Origin of the sequence: Sphingobium fuliginis (genome assembly GCF_015074805.1) — a bacterium.
Taxonomy (GTDB): Bacteria; Pseudomonadota; Alphaproteobacteria; order Sphingomonadales; family Sphingomonadaceae; genus Sphingobium; species Sphingobium fuliginis.
This window is the reverse complement of the sequence record NZ_CP060035.1, coordinates 1,872,886-1,888,060: the sequence shown is the minus strand read 5'-3', so window position 1 is coordinate 1,888,060 and position 15,175 is coordinate 1,872,886. Positions and strand designations below refer to the sequence as shown.

The following is a 15,175-nucleotide window of genomic DNA, read 5'->3' as shown; positions in this document are numbered from 1 at the left end:
AACATCCGGCATGGGTGAATGGCGCAAGGTCGACCGCGACATAAGCGATGCGCTGGGGGAGGGGACGCTATGGTCCGCCCGTGAGAATGCGGTCTATTGAACCGACATACTCGCGCCCGCGCTCAACCGCCTGTCGCTGGACGACGGCGCCATCCAGCGCTGGGCCATGCCCGAGCCGATCGGCTGGGTGGCCGAGCGGGCGGGCGGGGGCTTCATCGGCGGCTTCCAGAGCGGCTTCGCCCGGTTCTCGCTCGATCCGCTGGTCATCGAGCCGATGGGCGATCCCGAACCGCATCTGCCCGGCAGCCGCATGAACGATGGCAAGGCCGATGCGAGCGGCGCCATCTGGTGCGGCACGATGGACATGGCGGAGGAGCAGGATGTGGGCGCGCTCTACCGGCTCGATCCCGATGGACGCTGGGCGGCGATGGACGGGGGCTATCGCGTGCCCAACGGCCCGGCCTTTTCCTCCTGCGGGCACTGGCTTTATCACAGCGATACGGCCAGGCGGCAGATATATCGCTTCGCCCGCACGGCCGAAGGCGGCCTGGCGGATCGCCAGCCCTTCATCCGCCTTGCCGAGGAGGATGGCTATCCCGACGGCATGACCGTCGATGCGGACGGGCATCTCTGGGTAGCCCATTGGGGCGGCGGGCGGATCAGCCGCTTCACGCCCGGGGGCAAGCTCGACCGCTCGATCGCGCTGCCCGCCAGGCAGGTGACGAACATCTGCTTCGCCGGGGACGAGCTGGACCGGATGTTCGTCAGTTCCGCGGCGACCGGTCTGCCGGAAAGCGACTATGACGGTGCGTTTTTCGAAGTCTTCCCCGGCGTCCGGGGATTGCCGACGAACCTTTATGCGGGATGAGGGACAAGCCGGGATCGGCCGCTACCGGCCGATCGCCGGCATCATGCCCGCCGTGCTCCTGCGATGGCGGGAGCCCGGTCAAGGCGATGAGATCATCCACAAGGCCCGGCCCCGGGCTTTCAAGAGCCGCCCGTCTCGTCCAGCAGCCTTCGCGGCAGCATGGCCGCCGAATCGGGCGGAAGGCGCTCCTTAAAAAACCGCCGCCACCAATTGCGCGAACGCATCGGCGCGGTGGCTCATGCCATGCTTCTTCTCCGGGTCCATCTCGCCGAAGCTGATGCCATGACCATGCGGCTGGAAGATCGGATCATAGCCGAAGCCCCTGTCGCCTCGGGGCGGCCAGGTGATCGTGCCGTCGACGCGGCCTTCGAACGCCTCCACATGGCCGTCGGGCCAGGCCAGCGCCAGGGCGCAGACGAAATGCGCGTCATGACCCGCTTCCGGCCCCTTCGCCTGGATATTGTCCCAGACGAGCTGCATGGCGAGGCCGAAATCCTTGGTCGGGCCGGCCCAGCGGGCGGAGAAGATGCCCGGATCGCCGTTCAGCGCCTCCACGCACAGGCCGCTGTCGTCGGCCAGCGCGGGCAGGCCGGAAAGATCCGCCGCCTGCATCGCCTTCAGTTCCGCATTGGCGATGAAGGTCGTGCCGGTCTCCTCCGGCTCGGGCAGGTCCAGCGCCGCTGCGGACACCGTCTCTATGCCATAGGGCGCCAGCAATTCGCCGATTTCCCGCACTTTGCCGGGATTATGGCTGGCGATCACCAGTCGTCCCGGACCCAGCTTGCGGATCGCCTGTTCCTGCCCGAATTCATCGCTCATTCCGTCATCCCATATCCCACGCGCCCCGAAAACGAACGGAAGGAAGAATTATCTCCCGGTCGCCTTGTCCTGTGCCGCGAAAATCCGCGCGCAGCCTATGCGGGCAAGGCGCAGCAGGCGCAGCAGTTCCTCCTCGTCATAGGTCGCGCCCTCGGCGGTCGCCTGCACCTCCGCGAACTTGCCGTCGCCCGTCAGGATCAGGTTGGCGTCCGCCTCCGCATTGCTGTCCTCGGCATAGTCCAGATCCAGCACCGGGGTGCCGTTATAGATGCCGCAGCTTATCGCCGCGACTTTCTGCACGATGGGGTCTTCGGTGAGGGCGCCCGATGCCAGCAGCTTGTCGATGGCGATGCGCAGCGCCACCCAGCTTCCCGAAATGGCGGCGGTGCGGGTGCCGCCATCGGCCTGGATCACGTCGCAGTCAACGACGATCTGCCGCTCGCCCAGCTTCTGGAGGTCGACCACGGCGCGCAGCGACCGGCCGATGAGGCGCTGGATTTCCTGGGTGCGGCCCGACTGCTTGCCCTTGGCGGCCTCGCGGCTGCCGCGGGTGTGGGTGGCGCGGGGCAGCATGCCATATTCCGCCGTGACCCAGCCCGACCCCTTGCCGCGCAGGAAGGGGGGCACCTTCTCCTCGATCGAGGCGGTGCAGAGGACCCGCGTGTCACCGAAGCTGACCAGGCAGCTCCCCTCGGCATGGATGGTGAAGCCGGGTTCCATGGTGATGTCGCGCATCTGGTCGGGCGCACGGCCGGAAGGACGCATAAATATTCTACTCCGAAGCGTTGTGTCGGGCGGGCTTAGCGTCGGGCGGCCCATCATGCCAGTGGCGATGAACCCGAAAGATGCTAGAGAGCGGCCTATGGTGACGAAAGCGCTATCGATTTTGGCGGCCACTGTCCTGCTGGGCGGCTGTGCCATGGAACAGGCGGAGCTGGAAAAGCCGACCCTGGCCGGCGATACCATCAGATTTTCCGCCGGTCCCTGTTTCGGCGCCTGCCCCAGCTACAGCCTGCGCGTGACGCCGGACGGGTCCGGGCTGATCGAGCCGCAGCGTTTCACCGCCATTCCCGGCCCGACCCGTTTCACGGTGACGCCGGCGCAATATCGCCGCTTCCGCGCCGCGCTGGCGCAGTTTCGGCCCGCGCAGGGCACGGTCAGGCGAATCGGCCAGGGGGAAAATTGCGTCCGCTTCGCCACGGACATGCCCGGCTATGTGATAGAATGGACCCGGGGCGAAGCGCCACCCACCCGGCTGGAGTTCCAGTCGGGCTGCATGGATGCGGGCTATGGCAAGCTGCGCGCCACCATCGCGTCGATCCCCAGCATGCTCGACGTCGCCGCCATGGTGAAGCCGACGACGGCGAAGGGCCGATGACGACGGGCTTGAGCCGGGACCGATGCTTGCCTAGATAAAGGCCATGGCGGTCACCCCGATCACCGAACTTAACGAGCGTGCGCGTGACGTTTTCCGTCTGGTGGTCGAGAGCTATCTCGGCACCGGGCTGCCCGTTGGCTCGCGCACGATCAGCAAGATGGCGTCGCTCAGCCTGTCGCCCGCCTCCATCCGCAATGTGATGCAGGATCTGGAGGAACTGGGCCTGCTTGCCGCGCCGCACACCTCCGCTGGACGGATGCCGACGGAAACCGGCCTCAGGCTGTTCGTCGACGGCATGATGCAGGCCGCGGAACCTTCGGTCGAGGAACGGCGCGCGATCGAGGCCGGGATCAGCGAAGGCGGCCCGATAGAGGAGGCGCTGTCGGCCGCGACCGCTGCGCTGTCCGGCCTCTCGGCCTGCGCCGGCATCGTGATGGTGCCCAAGCGGGAGCCGGTGCTGCGGCAGTTCGGCTTCGTGCCCCTGAATGAACGGCAGGCGCTGGCTGTGCTGGTGGGGCAGGACGGTTCCATCGAGAATCGCGTCGTGGACCTTCCGGTGGGCGTGACGCCGATGATGCTGAACGAGGCTGCCAACTTCATGTCGGCGCGCTTCGGCGGCATGACGCTGGCGCAGGCGCGCGAGGCCCTCCGGCGCGAGGTAGAGGGGGACCGGAACGCGCTTCAGGGCGCGGCGGGGGAACTGGTGGCGAGGGGTATCGCCCTGTGGTCGCAGGATGCCGACGACCGCCCGGTGCTGATCGTGCGCGGTCAGGCGCATCTGCTGGATGACGGCACCGCCGCCGATCTGGAACGGGTGAGGCAATTGCTGGAACAGCTTGAAGGCAAGCAGGAGATTTCCCGGCTGCTGGAAAGTGCGCTGGCGGGCAGCGCGACCAAAATCTTCATCGGTTCGGAAAACAAGCTCTTTTCCCTGTCGGGTTCTTCGGTCATAGCCGCGCCTTACCGCAGCGGTGACGGCCGGGTGGTGGGCGTGGTCGGGGTAATCGGCCCCACGCGCTTGAACTATGCGCGGGTGATCCCCATGGTGGACTTCACCGCACAGACGCTGTCGAGATTGATGAGATGAGCGAAGACAAGCAGAATATCGAAAATACCGAAGTCGTGGACGAACTGCCCGAGGATGCGTCGCCCGCCGGCGACGCGGCGGCGGAACGGATCGCGAGCCTTGAAAACGAGCTGGCGACCGCGAAGCAGGAGGTGCTCTACGCCCATGCCGAAGCGCAGAATGTGCGGCGGCGGCTGGAAAAGGAACTGGCCGACGCACGCGCCTATGCCGCGACGGCCTTTGCCCGCGACATGCTGTCGGTGGCGGACAATCTGGGCCGCGCGCTTCAGGCGATCCCCGCCGACCTGCGCGAGGATGAGAAGTTCAAGGGCCTGGTCGCCGGGCTTGAAGCCACCGGGCGGGAACTGGAGGCGGTGTTCGGCCGCAACGGCATTGAGAAGCTGGTGTCGGTCGGCCAGCCGCTTGACCCCAACAAGCATCAGGCGATGATGGAAGTACCCTCCGCCGACGCCGAGCCGGGTACGGTGCTGGTGGAGATGCAGGCAGGCTATACGATCAAGGACCGGTTGCTGCGCCCGGCGCTGGTCAGCGTGGCGAAGAAACCGGACTGATCGGTTGCACCTGAAGCATGCAAGGGCTCGCTGGACCACCGTCCGGCGGGCCTTTTTCGTTCACGGGCCCGCGCGGTCCGCCGGCGGAGCCGCGCCGGGATGGCGGGGTCATGCTTGAGCCGGATTCAGGCACTGGTGGGACGGGAGGCCGGCCCAGATTTTTGGGGGAGTTCCCGCCATAGCCCTGATCCGCGATAAAGATATATCGCAACTCTTGACGTTCGATCTTTTTAAGATATATCTCAAACTATCAAGAAACAGTTGAGAGAATCATCCATGCATTTTCATCATCGCGCTCGCGGGCACCACGGTTTTGGCCATGACCGCATGTTCGGACCGGACGGCCGCGAACCCGGCGGCTTTGGCGGTCGCTTCGGGGATGGTCCGTTCGGCGGCGGCCGGGGCGGGCATTTTGGCGGTGGGCGGGGCGGCGGCCGTCGCCGCCTGTTCGGCAATGACGCGCTCAGGCTCATCCTGCTCAAGCTCATCTCCGACGCGCCCCGCCATGGCTATGATCTGATCCGCGAGATCGAAACCCTGTCGGGCGAGGTTTATGTGCCAAGTCCGGGCGTCGTCTATCCGACGCTGACCTTGCTTGCGGACATGGATCTGATCGCGGAGCAGCCGGGCGAAAGCAGCCGCAAGCTGTTCGCGATCACGGAGGCGGGCACGGCCTATTTGGCCGACCATGAACAAGGCGTGGCGCTGGTCATGGACCGGCTGGGCTCGCTGGCGCGCAAGGCGGAGCGCACCGACGGCGCGCCGATCCGGCGGGCCATGCACAATCTGGGCATGGCGGTCCGGGCGCGGCTTGAAAAGGAGGGGGCGGATGCGCAGACCATGTTCGACGTCGCCGCGCTGATCGACGAGGCGGCCAGCAGGATCGAAAGGCTTTGACCATGGCTTTGACAGCGCATGTGCCGACCGCCAACGCCAGCCGCTATCTCCAGCAGCTGTGCAAGCATTGGGGGCACAAGTTCGAAACCGATTTCGACGCGCGGCAGGGAAGCATCGCCTTTCCCATGGGGCCGATCCGGATGGCGGCCGGGGCTGACGCCCTGACCGTCACGATCGAACCGGGGGAGGGGACCGATGTCGAACGCTTCAAGCAGGTGGTGGCGGACCATCTCGACCGCTTCGCCTTCAGGGAAGCGCCGCTGACCTTCGACTGGCGGTAAGGGGGGGCGGGGCGGGCAGTTCCGCCCCGCCGGCCGCCGCTCTTCCTCAGGCCACCTGGCGTCCGAAGTCCGATGACGCCGCGCGCAGGCTGGAAAGCTTCCCTTCCACGCTCATGAAGCCGCGTTCGAGCTGGTCGATTTCGGATGCGACCACCTCGGTATCCTGGCGGATGGCGCTGATGGTCGACGACATGGAGTCGGCGGCCAGCGCGGTTTCGTCGACAGCGGCGGTGATCATCGTCACCGTCTGCGCCTGGGCATCCATGGCGTGGCGGATGCGTTCGGCGCTGGCCTGGACCTCGCCCACCGTGTCGCGAATGCGCTCGTTGGTCTCCACAGACTGGCGGGTGGATGCCTGGATGTCCGCGATCTTGCCCGCGATCTCATCGGTGGCGCGGGCGGTCTGGTTGGCGAGGCTCTTCACCTCCTGCGCGACCACCGCGAAGCCGCGGCCGGCATCGCCCGCGCGGGCCGCCTCGATCGTGGCGTTGAGCGCAAGCAGGTTGGTCTGGCCGGCAATGTCGCGGATCAGGCCCAGGATCGATTCGATGGATTTCGCATGGTCGGACAGGGTGGTCGACATGGCCACCGCGTCGCCCGACTGGCGGGCCGCCCGCTGGGCGACGTCGGCCGCGCTCTCCACCTCCGTCCGCGCATCCTCGATAGCGCGAATGAGGCCGGCGGAGGTGCGGGCGGCTTCGCGCATCGCAAGGGCGGACTGTTCGGCGGCGGCGGCGACTTCCGACGCCTTGCCCAGCATGCCGCGTGTCGCGGCCGATGCGTCCTTCGCCTGTTCGCGCAGCGATTCGCCCAGTTGCGACGCGCCGTCGATCTCTCCCATGATCCGCTGTTCGAACATCGTGCCGAAGCGTTGGCGCTCGTTGCGCTGCGCCTCCGCCTCGTCGCCTGCGATGACGTTCGCCATCAGCCCGGCGTCGACCATGCCGACCTGCATCATGACATGCACCAGACGGCGGCGCCCCGTTTCATCCTCCATCCGATGCCAGATAAGGTCGATCAGCTTCTCGTTGGCCGCGGCCACCGGCATCAGCACCGCACGCAGCGGGGAGCCGTGCTTGCGGGCGTGGCGTACGCAGGCGATGGAGGAAATCGCCCATTCGCCCGCATCGTAATAGCCCAGTTTCTGGCGCACATATTCATGCGCTTCCGTCTCGATCTTGGCGAGCGTGGAGGGGTTGAGCTTCGACCGCAGCCCCGTCTGCTCGACATAGGCATCGTAGAAAGTGCGCGCCGCCAGGGTCACCTGTTCGCCCAGCAGGTCGCGAATCTGGCGCAACCCCTGCGCCAGCTCGCCATGCGGGTCGACCTCCCTCATCATCGCAAGGACGGTGCTTTTGGGCGTGGCGGCGGAATTCATGTGCGGCAAAACCCCAGATTGGTCTCATTGTCCCGTCGGGTGATAGCGCCATTTGGTTAATCACTTCTTAGGATCGGCGGACATTCGGCCCCCGATCCGATCCTTTGGCGCTTTACCCGTCATCGACCCGCCGAAAACCGGCCTGCATGGTTCCTCATCCCGGAAATGTTCCGCCGGCCTGGCGGGGATCGCCCCGTCGCGTGGTCAGGGCGGCTTGCCCTCTTGGCGTATCGCTCCTAAGGGGACGGGACTCGAGGGACAAACATCAGGGACGTAGGGAAGATATGGCGCGAACCACGAGCCGGCCGCTCTCGCCGCATTTGACGATCTGGAAATGGGGGCCAGCCATGGCCGTCTCCATCATGCACCGCGTGACCGGCAACGGTCTTGCGACGGTCGGTGCGATGGGACTGGTCTGGTGGCTGATGGCCGCCGCCATGGGGCCGGATGCCTATGCAACCTTCGTCAAATGCGCGACTTCGCCCATCGGCTATCTGGTGATGGCCGGCCTTAGCTGGTTCTTCTTCCAGCATCTCTGCTCCGGTCTTCGCCACTTCGTGCTCGATCTGGGCGCGGGCTATGAGCTCAAGAATAACAAGATCTGGTCGCTGCTGACCTTCGTCTTCTCGACGCTCCTCACCATCGCCTTCTGGGCCGCCATCTGCACGGGGAAATTCTGATGGGAACCGGAACCGGAATCGGCCGCGTCCGCGGTCTTGGATCGGCCAGGCATGGCGCGCATCACTGGCTGGCGCAGCGCTATACCGCCGTCGGCAACCTGTTGCTGGTGCTGTGGCTGCTGTTCAGCCTGATCGCCCTGCCGGGCCTCGATTATCAGAGCGTCCATAACTGGATCGCGCAGCCCCTGGTGGCGGTGCCGCTGATGCTGATGCTGGTCAGCATCTTCTATCACCTGCGCCTGGGCATGCAGATCATGCTGGAGGACTATGTCCACGACAAGGGCCTCAACTTCTTCTGCATCCTGCTGCTGAACTTCTATGCCATTGGCGGCACGGCCGCGGGCATCTTCGCGATCGCCAAGATCGCCTTCACGGGGATCGTCAAATAATGAGCGAAGCCTATAAGATCATCGACCACACCTATGACACGGTCGTCGTGGGTGCCGGCGGCTCCGGCCTGCGCGCCACCATGGGCAGTGCGGAAGCGGGCCTGAAGACCGCCTGCATCACCAAGCTGTTCCCGACCCGCAGCCATACGGTGGCGGCGCAGGGCGGCATCGCGGCGAGCCTTGGCAACAACTCGCCCGACCACTGGACCTGGCACATGTACGACACCGTCAAGGGGTCGGACTGGCTGGGCGACCAGGACGCGATCGAATATATGGTGCGCGAGGCGCCGGCCGCCGTGATCGAGCTGGAGCATGCGGGCGTTCCGTTCAGCCGTAACGACAACGGCACCATCTACCAGCGTCCGTTCGGCGGCCACATGCAGAATATGGGCGCCGGCCCGCCGGTGCAGCGCACCTGCGCCGCCGCCGACCGTACCGGCCACGCCATGCTGCACGCGCTCTATCAGCAGAGCCTGAAGTATGACGCGGACTTCTACATCGAATATTTCGCCATCGACCTGATCATGGAAGACGGCCCGAACGGCAAGGAATGCCGGGGCGTCATCGCCATCTGCATGGAAGACGGTTCGATCCATCGCTTCCGCAGCAAGGCGGTCGTGCTGGCGACGGGCGGTTACGGCCGCGCTTACTTCTCCGCCACTTCGGCGCATAGCTGCACCGGCGACGGCGGCGGCATGGTGCTGCGCGCGGGCCTGCCTTTGCAGGATCTGGAATTCGTGCAGTTCCACCCGACCGGCATCTACGGCGCGGGCGTGCTCATCACGGAAGGCGCGCGGGGCGAGGGCGGCTACCTCACCAATTCCGAGGGCGAGCGCTTCATGGAGCGCTATGCGCCTTCCGCGAAGGATCTGGCGTCGCGCGACGTCGTGTCGCGTTCGATGGCGATGGAAATGCGCGAAGGGCGCGGCGTGGGTCCGAACAAGGACCATATCTACCTGCACCTCGATCATATCGATCCCAAGGTGCTGGCGGAACGCTTGCCGGGCATCACCGAAAGCGGCAAGATCTTCGCCGGTGTCGACCTGACCCGCCAGCCGCTGCCGGTGACGCCGACCGTCCACTATAATATGGGCGGCATTCCCTGCAATTATCATGGGCAGGTGGTGACGAAGGTCGGTGACGATCCCGAAGTCGTGGTGCCGGGCCTCTATGCCGTGGGTGAAGCGGCCTGCGTTTCGGTCCATGGCGCGAACCGGCTGGGTTCCAACTCGTTGATCGATCTCGTCGTCTTCGGCCGCGCGACCGGCTTGCACCTCAAGGAAACGATCAAGCCCAACGGCTCGCATCGTCCGCTGCCCAAGGACGCGGCCGACCTGGCGCTGGGCCGCCTCGATCATTATCGCAATGCAAAGGGCGGTTCCCCTACGGCGAAGATCCGCCTGGAAATGCAGCACACCATGCAGAAGCACGCCGCCGTGTTCCGCGACAGCGCGCTGCTGGCGGAGGGCGTCGCGAAGATGGCAGAGGTCAATGGCCGCTTGCAGGACGTCGCGGTTTCGGACCGCTCGCTGATCTGGAACACCGACCTGATCGAGACGCTGGAACTGGACAATCTGATGTCCCAGGCGGTCTGCACCATGGTCAGCGCGGAAAACCGCAAGGAAAGCCGCGGCGCCCATGCGCATGAGGACTTCCCGAACCGCGACGACGCCGAATGGATGAAGCACACCGTAAGCTGGTTCGAGGGCTGGGGCGGCAAGGGCGGCAAGGTGACGCTCGACTACCGTCCGGTGCACGATTACACGCTCACGGACGAGGCGGAATATATCAAGCCCAAGGCGCGCGTTTACTAAGCCGCGCGAACGGCGGGAAACAGGAAGGGCGGGCTGCGAAGCTCGCCCTTTTCTTATATATGCTTCGTTCTGGGAAATTGCGGACACCAGCGCTTCCCCCCTGCTTCAGGGAAGGGGTTTGATGTCCTCGATCACCCAAGGCTTGCATCCCCGGCAGATGTGCCTGCTTCCCCTCCATCCGCCAAAGGTCTAAAGGCCGCGACATGAACGACCTTGCCACCCCATCCGCGCTGGCCGAAGAGAAGGCGCAAAGCTGGAAAGTCACCTTCCCATGCACCCGTGCGGAGGCCGAAGCGCTGGATGGCGACATTGCCGCCTTCGCGCTGATGGATCGTCCGCCTGTGCTGATGACCAGCGAGGCGGAGGCCGATAATGAACAAAGCTGGCGGCTCGACGCCTATTTCGAAGGCCAGCCGAGCCCCGCCGCGATCCGGCTGCTCCGTTCGCTCGTCCCCAGCGCCGCCGGCGTCAAGCCGCTGGTCGAGCAACTGCCCGACGAGGATTGGGTGACGTTGAGCCAGCAGGGGCTGGAACCCGTCACTGCGGGGCGTTTCCACGTCCGCAATCTCGCCAGCGACCCGGCGGCGCCCGGCCACGTCAATTTCCTGATCGAGGCGAGCCGCGCCTTCGGCACGGGCCAGCATGAAACCACGGCGGGCTGCCTGATCATGCTCGACCGCATGCGGCGGGTCGGCATGCGCTTCGGCAATGTCGCGGACATCGGAACGGGCACTGGCCTGCTTGCCTTCGCGGCGCTCCACCTTTGGCCGCGGGCTTATGCGACGGCGTCGGACATCGATCCCGTCGCGGTGGAGATCAGCGCTGCCAACGCGGCGGCCAACGGGATTGCGACGGGCAAGGGACAGGGGCAGCTCGCGCTCTACACGGCTGCCGGCGTGGATCACCCGGCTATTGCGACGCGCGCGCCCTATGACCTGCTGATCGCCAATATCCTGGCCGGTCCGCTGATCGAACTTGCTCCCTCGCTCTGCGCGCTGGTGGAGGAAGGCGGCACCATCGTCCTTGCGGGGCTGCTCAATGAACAGGCCGGTGCGGTGCTGGCTGCCTATCGCGCCCAGGGAATGCGCCTGGCGGAACGGACGGACCGCGGCGACTGGCCGACCCTCCGCCTGCGCAAGCGCCCGCGGATCGGCTGGAGACGGCCGACCCGCATCGACGGCAATGCCCGTGGCGAAGCCCCTGGTTTCGGCAGTCTGTGACCTTTTGCTGAGCGTGATCATCGCCCGGATCGACTTGGGGACCATTTCGACAGCGGACGGTTGAGGTGACCGCACGTTGGCGGAGGTGATGCATTTACAGGGCGGGACTGCGTGGAGCGCCTCGCCCTGCAAAAGGCCTCAGCCCACGATGCCCGCACCCAGCAGCAACAGCAGCTTCACGTCGATTGCGAAGCCTTCCGTCCGCCATGCCGCGATCCGGTCTTGAATTCTGTCGAGCGGCACGCGGTGCACGCGGATATCCTCGCCTTCCACGCCGCCGCCATCGCCGGTTTTCATGAGGTCATGCGCACGGAACAGCGTGAAGCTCTCCGACACCATGCCGGGCGAACTGAAGAATTCACCCAAAGCCTCCATCCGGCCGGACAGGTAGCCGGTTTCCTCCTCCAGTTCGCGAGTGGCGGCCAGCACGGCTTCCTCGCCCTCGTCATGGTCGCCCACAAGGCCGGCGGGCAATTCGATGCACCGGCGGCCCAGCGGCACGCGATATTGATCGACCAGCAACACATGCCGCCCGTCCGCCGCCTCGTCCACGGCCAGAATGACGGCGGCATGGATGCCCCGCGCCCGGCCGACATATTCCCACCTGCCCCGGCGCTTGGCGGTGATGAAGCGGCCTTCCCACATGATCTCTTCGGGGGAAGCTCCGTCCTGTTCGCTCATAATTCGATCAACCTGTCGGGCAATTCATTGGGATTGTCGCCGGTCGCCGGAAAATATTCGGCCAGCACGCCGCCGACCTGCCGCACCGCTTCCGCCATGCCTTCGGCGGCGCGGCCTGCGCGCACGCCGTCGATCAGCGCGGCCATGGCCTCGCCCCAGATTTCCGGAGCGACCTTTTCGTTGATCGCCGCATCCGCGACGAGTTCCGCCCGATGCTCATCCAGCGAGAGGTAGATGAGCACGCCGGTCCGTCCGCGCGTGCGCCCCTGGGCTACCGCGCGAAACAGGGTGATGGCACGGCGGCGCACGCGGCGGGCCTTGGTGGCCTTGGGCGTCAACGCCATGCGCAGCGGCATCCAGGCGAGTGCATAGCGGACGATCAGGAATTTGAGGATGAGCAGGCTGAGCAGGACCGTCAAGAGCTTCCAGTCCTCCACCTCATGCTCCCAGCTTTGCAGCAGCCAGGAGCATAAGCGCCGGAAATGCAGGGGAAAGGCCGCCGCCGCCGACAGGGCCAGGAACACCGCGCCGATGGCCCAGTGCAGCCCTGCATCATGATAGGCGTCCGACCGGCGCGCGACGATGGTGACGATCTCGCCATCCGTCGCCTTCTCCGCTTCGGCCACCGCAGCGGTCACGCGGTCGTGATCGGCTTCGTTCATGATCAGGCGCATCACCAGTCCCCCGACGCGCCGCCGCCGCCGAAGCTGCCGCCGCCGCCCGAAAAGCCGCCGCCGCCGCTGCCCCAGCCGCCACCGCCCCAGCCTGATCCACCGCCGCTCCATCCGGAATCGCCCGGCCCCCACAGGATGATCGGTCCCGATCCGCCCCGATAGCGCCGTCCCTTGCCCCGCCCGGAAAGCATGGCGATCACGATGATCGCGACGACGACGAGCCAGAATATCGCCATGAATGCCCCGCCATCGTCCGCTGCGTCGCGCGCCCTGGCTTCGGCCTGCGCCGCCAGCGCCTTGGCTTCTTCGGGGGGCAGGGTCAGCAGCTTGCCGATGGCGTCCACGCCCGCATCGATCCCGCCGGGCATGTCCCCGGCCTTGAACCGGGGCGTGATGGCGTTGCGGATGATCTGGGACGACAGCGCATCGGTCATGATGCCTTCCAGGCCGTAGCCGACCTCGATCCGGACCTTGCGCTCATTGGGGGCGATGATCAGCAGCGCGCCGTCATTCTTGTCCTTGGACCCGATTCCCCAGGCGCGGCCCAGCCGATAGCCATAATCGGATATGTCATATCCCTGGAGGTCGGGCAGGGTCGCCACCACCAGTTGTCGCCCGCTCTGCTGCTCCAGCGCCGCCAGCTTGTCGGTCAACGCCTGCTTCTGCTGAGGGGAGAGCAGGGCGGCGTCATCCACCACCCGGCCGGTCAGCTTGGGAAAGGTCTGGGCCTGAGCGGAAGGCGCGATTCCCGTCCCTCCCGCCACGGGCATGAAAACCAGCAGCGCGAAGATCAGGAGCAGGCGGCGTAGCATCACCGGCTCAGTTGCCGAAATCGACCTTCGGCGCTTCTTCCGCACCGGGCGTGGTGGCCTGGAACGGAGTCATGGGCTTCGCGCCATGGATGATCTTGGCGCCGATCGCGTCGGGGAAGGTGCGGATGCGGGTGTTATAGGCGCGCACCGCTTCGTTATAGTCGCGAATCGCGACGGCGATGCGGTTCTCCGTACCCTCGAGCTGCGATTGCAGGTCGAGGAAATTCTGGTTGGTCTTGAGCTCCGGATAAGCCTCTACAGAGGCGAGAAGGCGGCCAAGGCCCTGGCTCAGTTGCGCCTGCGCCTGCTGGAACTGCTGCACCTTGGCGGGATCGGACAGATCCTCGGCATTGACCTGGACGGAGGTGGCCCTGGCGCGGGCCTCCGTCACCTTGACCAGCGTGTCCTGCTCCTGCTTGCCGGCGGCTTTCACCGTGGCCACGAGATTGCCGACAAGGTTCGCGCGGCGCTGATATTGCGCCTGCACATCGGCCCATTTGGCCTTTGCGACCTCCTCGGCGGCGGGGACGCTGTTGATGCCGCAGGCGCTGAGCGCAAAGGCGCCCAGCAGCGGCAGAAGGAACAGGCGGAACTGGCGCAGGATCGTCATGGAACATCCTCAGGCTTGTTTCGTGTGAGGAAATAGGCGGTTGTCGAAGCCTTCGCAACGGCTCATGCTGTCAATATCGCAATCGGGACAAGGGGTTCGCCATGGGGCTGATTTCCGAATTCAAGACGTTCATCAATCGCGGCAATGTCATGGACCTGGCCGTCGGCGTGATCATCGGCGGGGCTTTCGCCACCATCACCAAGTCGTTGACGGACGACCTGATCATGCCGGTCGTCGGCTATATCTTCGGCGGGGCCGACTTTTCGGGCTATTTCATCCGGCTGGGCGAGATTCCCGCCGGGTTCAAGGGGAACCCGGACAGCTATGCCGACCTGAAGGCGGCCAATGTCGCCATGTTCGGCTGGGGCGAATTCCTGACCGTGTTCGTCAATTTCCTGATCCTGGCCTTCATCATCTTCCTGCTGGTGAAGGCGGTGAACAAGCTGATGCCCAAGCCCGAGGACGCGCCGGCCGCGACGCCGGAGGACGTGCTGCTGCTGCGCGAAATTCGCGATTCCCTGAAAAAATAAGTCGTTTCCGCGACGAAAGGAGCGTGCGGCGGGAACCATCCTTCGCGCGACCAGTTGATGGGCGTCAGGGTTCCGGGCATCCGGTCCCCTTGCCGAATGACGTCAGCCCATGGGGGCGCAACAGGAGAAAACGCCGTGAAAACCTTCGTATCAGTCCTTGGCCTTGCCAGCCTGATCGCGCTTGCTGCATGCGATTCCAAGCAGGAGAACAAGGTCGAGAACGCGTATGAGAATCAGGCGGACGCCATCGACAACCAGGCCGACAATATGGAAGCGATGGCCGATAATCTGAGCGGCAATGCCGAAAGCGCCGCTGAAAACGCCGCGGACGCGCTGGAGAACAAGGCGGACGCCACCCGCGAAGCCGGTGAGAAGGCGGCTGACTCGGTCGAGAAGACCGAGGCGCATTAAGTTCAAGGCTGTTACCGAGCCGAAAGGGGCGCCGCGACTGCCGGTCGTGGCGCCCCTTTTCCTTTCATGGTTGCCGCGCCACCCCTCTTTAACGG

18 protein-coding genes and 1 pseudogene are annotated in these 15,175 nt (G+C 65.6%); 12 read left to right on the top strand and 7 right to left on the bottom strand.

Features of this window, described 5'->3' with window-relative positions; translation table 11 throughout:
* Positions 1–10: 10 nt before the first annotated feature.
* Positions 11–868, top strand: a pseudogene (locus tag H5V43_RS09085) (SMP-30/gluconolactonase/LRE family protein).
* 189 nt (positions 869–1,057) lie between these two features.
* Here H5V43_RS09085 and rdgB read toward each other — a convergent pair.
* Both rdgB and rph read right to left on the bottom strand, forming a co-directional pair.
* On the bottom strand, positions 1,058–1,687 hold the full coding sequence (rdgB, locus tag H5V43_RS09080; RefSeq protein ID WP_025550034.1) for an RdgB/HAM1 family non-canonical purine NTP pyrophosphatase: 630 nt from the start codon (positions 1,685–1,687) through the stop codon (positions 1,058–1,060).
* Between the two features lie 48 nt (positions 1,688–1,735).
* Positions 1,736–2,452 (bottom strand): ribonuclease PH, encoded by a 717-nt coding sequence (gene rph, locus H5V43_RS09075; RefSeq protein WP_025550035.1) that lies wholly within the window; start codon positions 2,450–2,452, stop codon positions 1,736–1,738.
* A gap of 97 nt (positions 2,453–2,549) precedes the next feature.
* Between rph and H5V43_RS09070 the strand changes: the two genes are divergently transcribed.
* The 5 genes from H5V43_RS09070 (at position 2,550) to H5V43_RS09050 (ending at position 5,881) form a co-directional block, all read left to right on the top strand.
* Positions 2,550–3,065 carry a DUF6438 domain-containing protein gene (locus H5V43_RS09070; RefSeq protein ID WP_044662732.1) on the top strand — a complete coding sequence of 172 codons (516 nt, stop codon included), beginning with the start codon at positions 2,550–2,552 and terminating at the stop codon, positions 3,063–3,065.
* A gap of 43 nt (positions 3,066–3,108) precedes the next feature.
* Positions 3,109–4,152 (top strand): heat-inducible transcriptional repressor HrcA, encoded by a 1,044-nt coding sequence (hrcA, locus tag H5V43_RS09065; protein WP_044662731.1) that lies wholly within the window; start codon positions 3,109–3,111, stop codon positions 4,150–4,152.
* Positions 4,149–4,703: a nucleotide exchange factor GrpE gene (gene grpE / locus H5V43_RS09060; RefSeq protein WP_025547639.1), complete on the top strand. Its 555-nt coding sequence runs from the start codon at positions 4,149–4,151 to the stop codon at positions 4,701–4,703. The genes hrcA and grpE overlap by 4 nt, the downstream gene beginning before the upstream one ends.
* A 276-nt stretch (positions 4,704–4,979) precedes the next feature.
* Positions 4,980–5,600, top strand: a complete 621-nt coding sequence (locus H5V43_RS09055; RefSeq protein ID WP_025547637.1) for a PadR family transcriptional regulator — start codon at positions 4,980–4,982, stop codon at positions 5,598–5,600.
* Between the two features lie 2 nt (positions 5,601–5,602).
* The gene (locus H5V43_RS09050; RefSeq protein WP_025547636.1) at positions 5,603–5,881 is read left to right on the top strand and encodes a DUF2218 domain-containing protein; all 279 of its coding nucleotides are present in this window, start codon (positions 5,603–5,605) and stop codon (positions 5,879–5,881) included.
* A 46-nt stretch (positions 5,882–5,927) separates the two neighbouring features.
* Here H5V43_RS09050 and H5V43_RS09045 read toward each other — a convergent pair whose 3' ends face one another.
* The gene (locus H5V43_RS09045) at positions 5,928–7,259 is read right to left on the bottom strand and encodes a methyl-accepting chemotaxis protein (RefSeq protein ID WP_025547635.1); all 1,332 of its coding nucleotides are present in this window, start codon (positions 7,257–7,259) and stop codon (positions 5,928–5,930) included.
* Positions 7,260–7,543: 284 nt separating this feature from the next.
* On the opposite strand from H5V43_RS09045, the gene sdhC reads away from it, so the two are divergent.
* The 4 genes from sdhC to H5V43_RS09025 all read left to right on the top strand — a co-directional run bounded on the left by sdhC (position 7,544) and on the right by H5V43_RS09025 (position 11,362).
* Positions 7,544–7,939 (top strand): succinate dehydrogenase, cytochrome b556 subunit, encoded by a 396-nt coding sequence (sdhC, locus tag H5V43_RS09040; RefSeq protein WP_025547633.1) that lies wholly within the window; start codon positions 7,544–7,546, stop codon positions 7,937–7,939.
* Complete coding sequence (gene sdhD / locus H5V43_RS09035) at positions 7,939–8,328, top strand: succinate dehydrogenase, hydrophobic membrane anchor protein (protein WP_025547631.1); 390 nt, start codon at positions 7,939–7,941, stop codon at positions 8,326–8,328. Before sdhC ends, sdhD begins: the two co-directional genes overlap by 1 nt.
* Entirely contained in the window at positions 8,328–10,142 is a 1,815-nt protein-coding gene (gene sdhA / locus H5V43_RS09030; protein ID WP_025547629.1) for a succinate dehydrogenase flavoprotein subunit, read from the top strand. The genes sdhD and sdhA overlap by 1 nt, the downstream gene beginning before the upstream one ends.
* 203 nt (positions 10,143–10,345) lie before the next feature.
* Positions 10,346–11,362 carry a 50S ribosomal protein L11 methyltransferase gene (locus tag H5V43_RS09025; RefSeq protein WP_025547627.1) on the top strand — a complete coding sequence of 339 codons (1,017 nt, stop codon included), beginning with the start codon at positions 10,346–10,348 and terminating at the stop codon, positions 11,360–11,362.
* Between the two features lie 138 nt (positions 11,363–11,500).
* Here H5V43_RS09025 and H5V43_RS09020 read toward each other — a convergent pair whose 3' ends face one another.
* From H5V43_RS09020 to H5V43_RS09005, 4 genes are read right to left on the bottom strand one after another with little or no spacing between them, the layout of a single operon-like run.
* The gene (locus H5V43_RS09020) at positions 11,501–12,043 is read right to left on the bottom strand and encodes an NUDIX hydrolase (RefSeq protein ID WP_025547626.1); all 543 of its coding nucleotides are present in this window, start codon (positions 12,041–12,043) and stop codon (positions 11,501–11,503) included.
* Positions 12,040–12,717, bottom strand: a complete 678-nt coding sequence (locus H5V43_RS09015) for a TPM domain-containing protein (RefSeq protein WP_025547624.1) — start codon at positions 12,715–12,717, stop codon at positions 12,040–12,042. The genes H5V43_RS09020 and H5V43_RS09015 overlap by 4 nt, the downstream gene beginning before the upstream one ends.
* Positions 12,717–13,529 carry a TPM domain-containing protein gene (locus H5V43_RS09010; RefSeq protein WP_025547622.1) on the bottom strand — a complete coding sequence of 271 codons (813 nt, stop codon included), beginning with the start codon at positions 13,527–13,529 and terminating at the stop codon, positions 12,717–12,719. Before H5V43_RS09010 ends, H5V43_RS09015 begins: the two co-directional genes overlap by 1 nt.
* Before the next feature lie 7 nt (positions 13,530–13,536).
* Positions 13,537–14,139, bottom strand: coding sequence for a LemA family protein (locus tag H5V43_RS09005; protein WP_025547620.1), 603 nt, complete (start codon positions 14,137–14,139; stop codon positions 13,537–13,539).
* Positions 14,140–14,240: 101 nt separating this feature from the next.
* On the opposite strand from H5V43_RS09005, the gene mscL reads away from it, so the two are divergent.
* Together mscL and H5V43_RS08995 are read left to right on the top strand one after the other, a co-directional pair.
* Positions 14,241–14,669, top strand: a complete 429-nt coding sequence (gene mscL, locus H5V43_RS09000) for a large conductance mechanosensitive channel protein MscL (protein ID WP_025547619.1) — start codon at positions 14,241–14,243, stop codon at positions 14,667–14,669.
* Positions 14,670–14,804: 135 nt separating this feature from the next.
* Positions 14,805–15,080: a hypothetical protein gene (locus H5V43_RS08995; RefSeq protein WP_025547617.1), complete on the top strand. Its 276-nt coding sequence runs from the start codon at positions 14,805–14,807 to the stop codon at positions 15,078–15,080.
* The last annotated feature ends 95 nt before the right edge of the window (positions 15,081–15,175 follow it).